The sequence below is a fragment of the Rhizobacter sp. P3_B12 genome, assembly GCF_056402895.1.
Genome location: NZ_JBFUGN010000275.1, coordinates 1 through 6,727, shown reverse-complemented (window position 1 = coordinate 6,727; position 6,727 = coordinate 1). Strand labels below are relative to the sequence as shown.

The following is a 6,727-nucleotide window of genomic DNA, read 5'->3' as shown; positions in this document are numbered from 1 at the left end:
TTACCGTGGAGGCCTCGAATCACTCACCAGAACAAGGGGCACCACATGACGCTCGGAACCATCCTGTTGATCGTCCTGATCCTGATCCTGGTCGGCGCGCTGCCGACCTGGCCGCACAGTCGCAGCTGGGGCTACGGCCCGAGCGGTGGGCTCGGGCTGGTCGTGATCATCCTGATCGTGCTGCTGCTGATGGGCAGGATCTAGAACGCAGGCTAGAAGCGCGACCCCGGCTGCTGCAGGAACAAGGCCTCCTCGGGAGAGGAAGCCCGCCCGAGGATCGCGTTGCGGTGCGGAAAGCGCCCGAAGCGCGCGATGACCTCGCGGTGCCTGTGCGCGTAGTCCAGCATGCCCTGCAGCACCGGGGCCTCCAGCGCGAGGCGGGTGAAGCGCGCCACCGCCTCGTCCTGGCAGGCCGGGTCTTCGGCATGCTCGAACGGCATGTAGGCGAAGGCACGCCGCAGCGGTGGCAGGCCCAGGTCGAGCCCGCTGTCGCACAGCGCCCGGGCGGCGGCCAGCGCCAGTGCATCGCCGGCAAACGAGCGCTCGCGGTCGCGGAACACGTTGCGCGTGAACTGGTCGAGCAGCAGGATGCGCGCCAGCGCCGCGTCGGCCGACGCCTGCCAATCGCGCAAGCCGCCGGCGAGCGCTTCGTCGATCAGCAGGCCGAAGCGCTCGGCGATCTCCTGGTCGGTCTGCGCGCTCTTCGTGAACCACAGCGCGCGCATCTCACCCGGCTCGGGCCCGAACCACCAGTCCAGCAGCTCGGTCGCGCGCGGGTCCATCTCAACGACCCAGCTGCTGCCACAGGTAGCTGTACTCCAGCGCCTGCAGGTGCGCGCGCTGCTCGTTGTCGGCCGCGCCGCCGTGGCCGCCCTCGATGTTCTCGTAGTACAGCAGTTCGTGCCCCTGCGACAGCATCAGCGCCGCCATCTTGCGGGCATGGGCCGGGTGCACCCGGTCGTCGCGCGTCGAGGTGGTGAACAGCACCTTCGGGTACTTCACGCCCTTGCGCACGTTCTGGTACGGGCTGTACTTCGAGATGAAGGCCCACTCGGCCGCGTCGTCGGGGTTGCCGTACTCGGCCATCCACGAGGCGCCCGCCAGCAGCGTGTGGAAGCGCCGCATGTCGAGCAGCGGCACCTGGCAGACCACCGCGTTGAAGAGGTCGGGGCGCTGCGTGAAGGTGGCGCCCACCAGCAGGCCGCCGTTGCTGCCGCCCATGATGCCGAGGTGGCGCGGCGCGGTGATCTTCTGCGCGACCAGGTCTTCGGCGACCGCGATGAAGTCGTCGTAGCTGTGCTGCTTGTTCGCCTTCACCGCGCTCTGGTGCCAGGCCGGGCCGAACTCGCCGCCGCCGCGGATGTTGGCCACCACCAGCACGCCGCCGCGCTGGTACCAGGCGCGGCCGAAGCTGCCCGAGTACCACGGCTTCAGCGAGATCTCGAAGCCGCCGTAGCCGTACAGCAGCGTCGGGTTGCTGCCGTCGGCCTTCGCGCCCTGCGGCCAGACCACGAAGTAGGGCACGCGGGTGCCGTCCTTCGAGGTCGCGAAGCGCTGCTCGGCGCGCATGCCCTTCGAATCGAACAGGCCCTTGCGCGATTTCAGCAGCTCGCGGTCGTCGTTCGCGGTGCTCGCGAGGTACAGCGAATCGGGCGTCAGGAAATCGGTGTACGTCAGCAGGTAGCGCTCGGCCAGCGGGTCGTTCTTGATCAGCGGGTCATGCAGGCTGCTGATGCCCAGCGCGCCGGGGAAGGGCGCGGCGATCTCGCGTCGCGTGAAGCCATCCGCCCCCTTGTGCCACTGCTCCAGCTTGCCGGCCACGTTGTCGAGCACGTTCAGCAGCACGTGGTCGCGCGTGGTGGTGTAGCCCGACAGCGAGCGGGTGGGCGTCGGCGTGAACAGCGCGCGCAGCTTGCGCTCGCCGCGCAGGTACGCGGCCGCGTCGCCGTAGACCAATGAGCCGCTCGCGAATTTCTCGGCACCGGCCTGGAAATCGCTGCGCAGGTGCAGCAGGATGGTGTCGCGCAGGAAGCCCACCGATGCGTCGTCCGGCACGTCGAGCTTGACGAGCTTGTCGCCGCTCAGCAGGAACTGGTGGCTGTTGTAGAAGTCGAGCGCGCGGCTGAAGACGATGCGCTCGAAGCCCGGCGTGCGGTCGACGCTGACGCTCACCGCCACGTCCTTGGCCTCGCCCTCGAACACCGTGACGGCCTCCGCCAGCGGCGTGCCGCGCTTCCAGCGCTTGACGATGCGCGGGTAGCCCGAATCGGTGAGGGAGCCGGGGCCGAAATCGGTGCCGACGTAGATCGTGTTCTCGTCCAGCCAGTCGACCTCGGACTTGGCCTCGGGCAGCGTGAAGCCGTCCTTGACGAACTGCTTCGTGACGGCGTCGAACTCGCGCACCACCTTCGCATCGGCCCCGCCGCGCGACAGCGAGACCAGGCAGCGCCGGTAGTCCGGGCCGAGCACGGCGGCGCCGCCCCAGACCCAGTTCTCCTTCTCGGCGGCGCCGAGCGCGTCGAGGTCGATCACCGTGTCCCAGGCCGGTTCGGCCTTGCGGTACTCGGTGAGCGTGGTGCGCCGCCACAGGCCGCGCTTGTGGTTCTCGTCCTGCCACAGGTTGTAGAGCCAGTCGCCGCGGCGCGAGACGGCCGGAATGCGGTCCTTCGCGTTCAGCACCTCGAGCAGCTGGCTGCGGGTGGGCGCGAACTCGGGGCGCGCGGTCAGCTCCTTCTGCGATGCGGCGTTGCGCTCGCGCACCCAGGCGAGGGCGCGTTCGCCCTGCACCTCTTCGAGCCAGGCGAACGGATCGGCAGCGGCGCCGGTGGCGGCTGATGCAGCAGCGGAGGAGGCAGGGGTTTGCGACATGGCAGGCGTGGCGGTCAGGCCCAGCAGGGGAGTGGCAACGGCGCCGACGGTGCCTGCGAGCAGGCGRCGGCGGGTGGCGGAGATGCGGGACGAAATGGGGAACGTCAAGTTCATGCCCTCAGGAACGAGGTTTCCGGATGGCGCTCCATGTAGGCGCGCACGTACGAACACTGCGGATCGATCTTCAGGTTCTCGGTCATCGCGTGGTCGAAGGCGGCCTCGACCAGCTCGCCGGCGATGCCGCGGCCTTGCAGCGCCGGCGGCACCTCGGTGTGCGTCATCTGCATGACGTCGCCGGCGAGCCGGTAGTCGGCCACGCAGAGCTGGCCATCGACGGTGGCTTCGAAGCGCTGCTGCGCCGGGTTGTGGGTGACGAGCACGGGTTGGCTCATGGTCGGGTCTCCTCCAACGGCGAACTGATGATCAGCCGGAGTCTGCCAGCACCCGAGCGGTTTTTTCCACCGGATTCACGCTGAGGGCCTCAGGCCTCGGGAGTCAGCCGCTGCGGCGTCACCTCGATGCTGCGCGTGCCGTCGCCGACCCAGACGGTGCCGTCCTGCACCGTCACCTGCAGCTGCATCGTGCGCTGCGCGAGCGCGGCCAGCGCCTGGCTCTGCTCGGCCGGCACCTGCCAGACGGCGAGGTTGCGCGCCCGGGTGACCTTGTTCGCGATGCCGGCCCACCAGATCGGCGTGCTGTGGCTGAAGCTGTACACCGTGACGCGCTCGGCACGCGGGCTCGCCTTCATCAGGCGCTTGTCGTCGGGCTGGCCGACCTCGAGCCACTGCATGATCTGGCCGGTCAGGTCCTTCTGCCAGAGGTCGGGCTCGTCGGTGTCCCACAGGCTTTTCGCGAATTCGAGCGCGCCGTTGTCGTTGTCGGCCGGCACGTTCAGTGCGAACGCGAGCAGCCGCATCATCATCCGCTCGTCGGTCTCCGACGGGTGGCGGGCGATCGTCACGCCGTGGTCGCCATAGACATTGCGGTCCATGTCGGCCAGCTGGATCGTGGCCTTGTAGATGGTGGCTTTCAATGCCATGGCGGGGTGCGAGCTTTCCAGAAAAGCAAAAGGGGCCTGGATTAGACCAGACCCCTTTCAGGACGAAGCTTCGGAAGGCTTACCAGCGGTCCGAGCGCATCAGCGGTTCCCACTGGCCGTCGCGGCGGCGGTACACCGTGATCGCGCCGTAGGCCTGTTCGCCGTCGGCGGTGAAGCGCATCGAGCTGGTCACCGGCGACACCGGGTCGATGGTGTGCAGCTTCTCGCGCAGCTTGACCGAGTCGACGCTGTCGGCACGGCGCATCGCATCGGCGAGCACGTACATCGCGTCATAGGCGTAGTGGGCGGCCCACACCGGATCGGCCTTGAAGACGGTCTGGAACTTCTTCAGGAAGGTCTGGCCGGCCGCGAACTCGCGCGGCTCCAGCGCGCTGGAGGTGACGTACAGCGTGGTCACGTCGTTCGGCGCCTTGGCGAGCTTTTCGGTCTTCGACGAGTTGGTCGACAGCACCGGCACGCCCGACAGGCCGGCGGCCTTCATCTGCTCGAACAGCGGCAGCAGCTGGTTGTCGCGCAGCACGGCCACCAGCACGTCGGGCGGCGTGGCCTTGACCTTGGCGACGAAGGCGGCGAAGTCGGTGGTCTTGTTGCTGACCGACTCGTTCATCGTGACCTTCTTCTTGAGCTTGCCGAGCGCCTCGCTCACGTCCTTGCTCATCGGGCGGCCGAAGGCGGTGTCCTCGAAGATGATCGCGACGTTGGTCGCGTTCAGGCTCTCGGCGACGTAGCCGCCGATCGCCTTGGCCTGCAGGCCGTCGTTGGCGACCAGCCGGAAGGTGTTGCCGTCGCCCTGCTTGGCCAGGTCGACCGCCGACGAGGTGTACAGCTGCGGGATGTTGGCGGCCTTGTAGATCGGGATCGTGACCTCGGAGATGTCCGAGCTCAGGTGCCCGATCACCGCGGTGACCTTCTGGTCGACCAGTTCCTGCGCGACCTTCTTGGCGGTTTCCTTGTCGGCCTTGTCGTCAACGGCGACGATCTCGATCTTCACGGCCTTGCCGGCCACCTTGAAGCCCGCGGCATTCAGCTCGTCGGCGGCCATCTTGACGCCATTCAGCAGATCCTGGCCCCGCGCGGCCGACGGGCCGGACAGCGGCTGCGCCACGCCGATCTTGATGCTGGGCGGGACACTCGGTCCGCAAGCCGCCAGCAGGACGAGGGAGGCGGCAGCCACGACCGATGACAGCCGGGCGGGACGGAAAATGCGCATGCGGGGTTCTCCAGAGATGTAATCAAACGTCATCGAACGGTGCGACGACGTGGACGAAGCGGTGACAAGTTGTCTCAGTGGAAATGTATCTGCATCGACGCCCAACGCAAGGCAGGTACTCACTGCCAAATGGCCGCAGGGGTGACAATTCGCACATCGCCGCGCATTCGAGTTTGAGAAATGACACAGAAGAAGTTCGACCTGGCCAAGAACCTGGCCCTGAAGATCAACAACCAGATGAAGTCGGGCGGGGTGCCCGGACGCTTCGGCCAGGAGGCGGCGGTGCCGGTCGACAAGCGCGAGCAGCGCCGCCGCGATGCGGCCGCGGGGCTGGTGCCGTTCGCCTGCAAGCTGCCGTCGGAGCTGGCGCAGCAGCTCAACGAGCGGGCGGCGGTGCATGAGGGCGGCATGACCGGGCTGCTGGTCGAGGTGCTGGGCAAGGCGCTGAAGAAGAAATAGATCGCCCGGTTTGCAATAGGGACGCCCTTCCGGGCGTACACAGGGGATCCTCACACCCATGGAGACCCTGATGATGAAGACCAAGACCCTCGTTCCGCTGCTTGGCGCGCTGCTGCTGGCCGCCTGTTCGACGATGTCGTCGATGATGGGCGCCCCGGCGCCTGCGAAGACCGCCGATGGCGCGCTGGTGGGCGCTGCCAACGGCATGACGCTCTACACCTTCGACCGCGACATGGCCGGCGCCGGCAAGAGCGTCTGCAACGGCCCGTGCGCGACCAACTGGCCGCCGCTGATGGCCGACGATGCCGCGAAGGCGAACGGCGACTGGAGCGTCGTGACCCGCGACGACGGCAAGAAGCAATGGGCCTTCAAGGGCAAGCCGCTGTACTTCTGGGCCAAGGACATGAAGCCGGGCGAGAAGACCGGTGACGGCTTCAACGGCGTGTGGCACACCGCCACGCCCTGAGTTTCTGTTCGTTGTGTTGGCGCGGAAGGCGCGGGCGGGGAGTCTGGGGCTCGCCGGTCGGTGCAGTCATTGCCCCTGGCGGGGCRATGACTGCCCTCCGCTGACTGGTTTCATGGCCCGTCGCCCAAACTCCCGCCACTCACTTCGTTCGTTGTGGTCAAACAGTGGGCGACAGTCAGTGCACGAAGCGTGCTGCGCACGCGGGCCATGAAACCAGCCAGCTCCGGCGCCCCGCCCTGATTGGCGCTCCCCAGMCTCCCCACCCGCGCCTTTGTGGCACCACCGCTCTTTTGGGGAGGTGACAAGCGAACAAGTGGGCGTTGATCCCGGGTTGGCACCCGGGGGCGTCATGCGTGTTTGCTGCGACCGATACCCCCGACCGTGCCTTTGCCGAAACAGTGGCCCGATGCGAAGAACCACGCACGGCGCGCCCGGGTGCCAACCCGGGCATCAACCCTCATTTGTTCGCTTGTCACCTCCCAAAAGGCAGAGCGGTGGCAGAAGGCGGGTGGGGGGAGGCTGTGGAGCGCCAATAAAGCCGGGGCGCCGGAGCTGGCTGGTTTGATGGCCCCGCGCGCAGCGCGATCGTGAACTGACTGTCGCCGACTGTTTGACCACAACGAACGAAGTGAGTGACGGGAGTTTCGGCGACGGGCCATGAAAC

8 protein-coding genes are annotated in these 6,727 nt (G+C 67.6%); 3 read left to right on the top strand and 5 right to left on the bottom strand.

Going from position 1 to position 6,727, the window contains the following annotated elements:
• Positions 1-45: 45 nt before the first annotated feature.
• Positions 46-204, top strand: coding sequence for a DUF3309 family protein (locus tag AC1D01_RS15785; protein ID WP_047587341.1), 159 nt, complete (start codon positions 46-48; stop codon positions 202-204).
• A gap of 8 nt (positions 205-212) precedes the next feature.
• On the opposite strand, the gene AC1D01_RS15780 is transcribed toward AC1D01_RS15785, so the two are convergent.
• From AC1D01_RS15780 to AC1D01_RS15760, 5 genes are all read right to left on the bottom strand, one after another.
• The gene (locus AC1D01_RS15780; RefSeq protein WP_477867807.1) at positions 213-782 is read right to left on the bottom strand and encodes a DUF924 family protein; all 570 of its coding nucleotides are present in this window, start codon (positions 780-782) and stop codon (positions 213-215) included.
• Position 783: 1 nt separating this feature from the next.
• The gene (locus AC1D01_RS15775) at positions 784-2,868 is read right to left on the bottom strand and encodes a prolyl oligopeptidase family serine peptidase (protein WP_477867805.1); all 2,085 of its coding nucleotides are present in this window, start codon (positions 2,866-2,868) and stop codon (positions 784-786) included.
• Positions 2,869-2,978: 110 nt separating this feature from the next.
• Positions 2,979-3,260, bottom strand: coding sequence for a GNAT family N-acetyltransferase (locus tag AC1D01_RS15770; RefSeq protein WP_465113160.1), 282 nt, complete (start codon positions 3,258-3,260; stop codon positions 2,979-2,981).
• A gap of 89 nt (positions 3,261-3,349) precedes the next feature.
• Positions 3,350-3,907, bottom strand: coding sequence for a YaeQ family protein (locus AC1D01_RS15765; RefSeq protein WP_477867803.1), 558 nt, complete (start codon positions 3,905-3,907; stop codon positions 3,350-3,352).
• 79 nt (positions 3,908-3,986) lie between these two features.
• The gene (locus AC1D01_RS15760) at positions 3,987-5,138 is read right to left on the bottom strand and encodes a branched-chain amino acid ABC transporter substrate-binding protein (protein WP_477867801.1); all 1,152 of its coding nucleotides are present in this window, start codon (positions 5,136-5,138) and stop codon (positions 3,987-3,989) included.
• A gap of 180 nt (positions 5,139-5,318) precedes the next feature.
• On the opposite strand from AC1D01_RS15760, the gene AC1D01_RS15755 reads away from it, so the two are divergent.
• The gene (locus AC1D01_RS15755) at positions 5,319-5,597 is read left to right on the top strand and encodes a hypothetical protein (protein ID WP_477867799.1); all 279 of its coding nucleotides are present in this window, start codon (positions 5,319-5,321) and stop codon (positions 5,595-5,597) included.
• 70 nt (positions 5,598-5,667) lie between these two features.
• Complete coding sequence (locus AC1D01_RS15750; protein WP_477867797.1) at positions 5,668-6,063, top strand: COG4315 family predicted lipoprotein; 396 nt, start codon at positions 5,668-5,670, stop codon at positions 6,061-6,063.
• Positions 6,064-6,727: the final 664 nt, after the last annotated feature.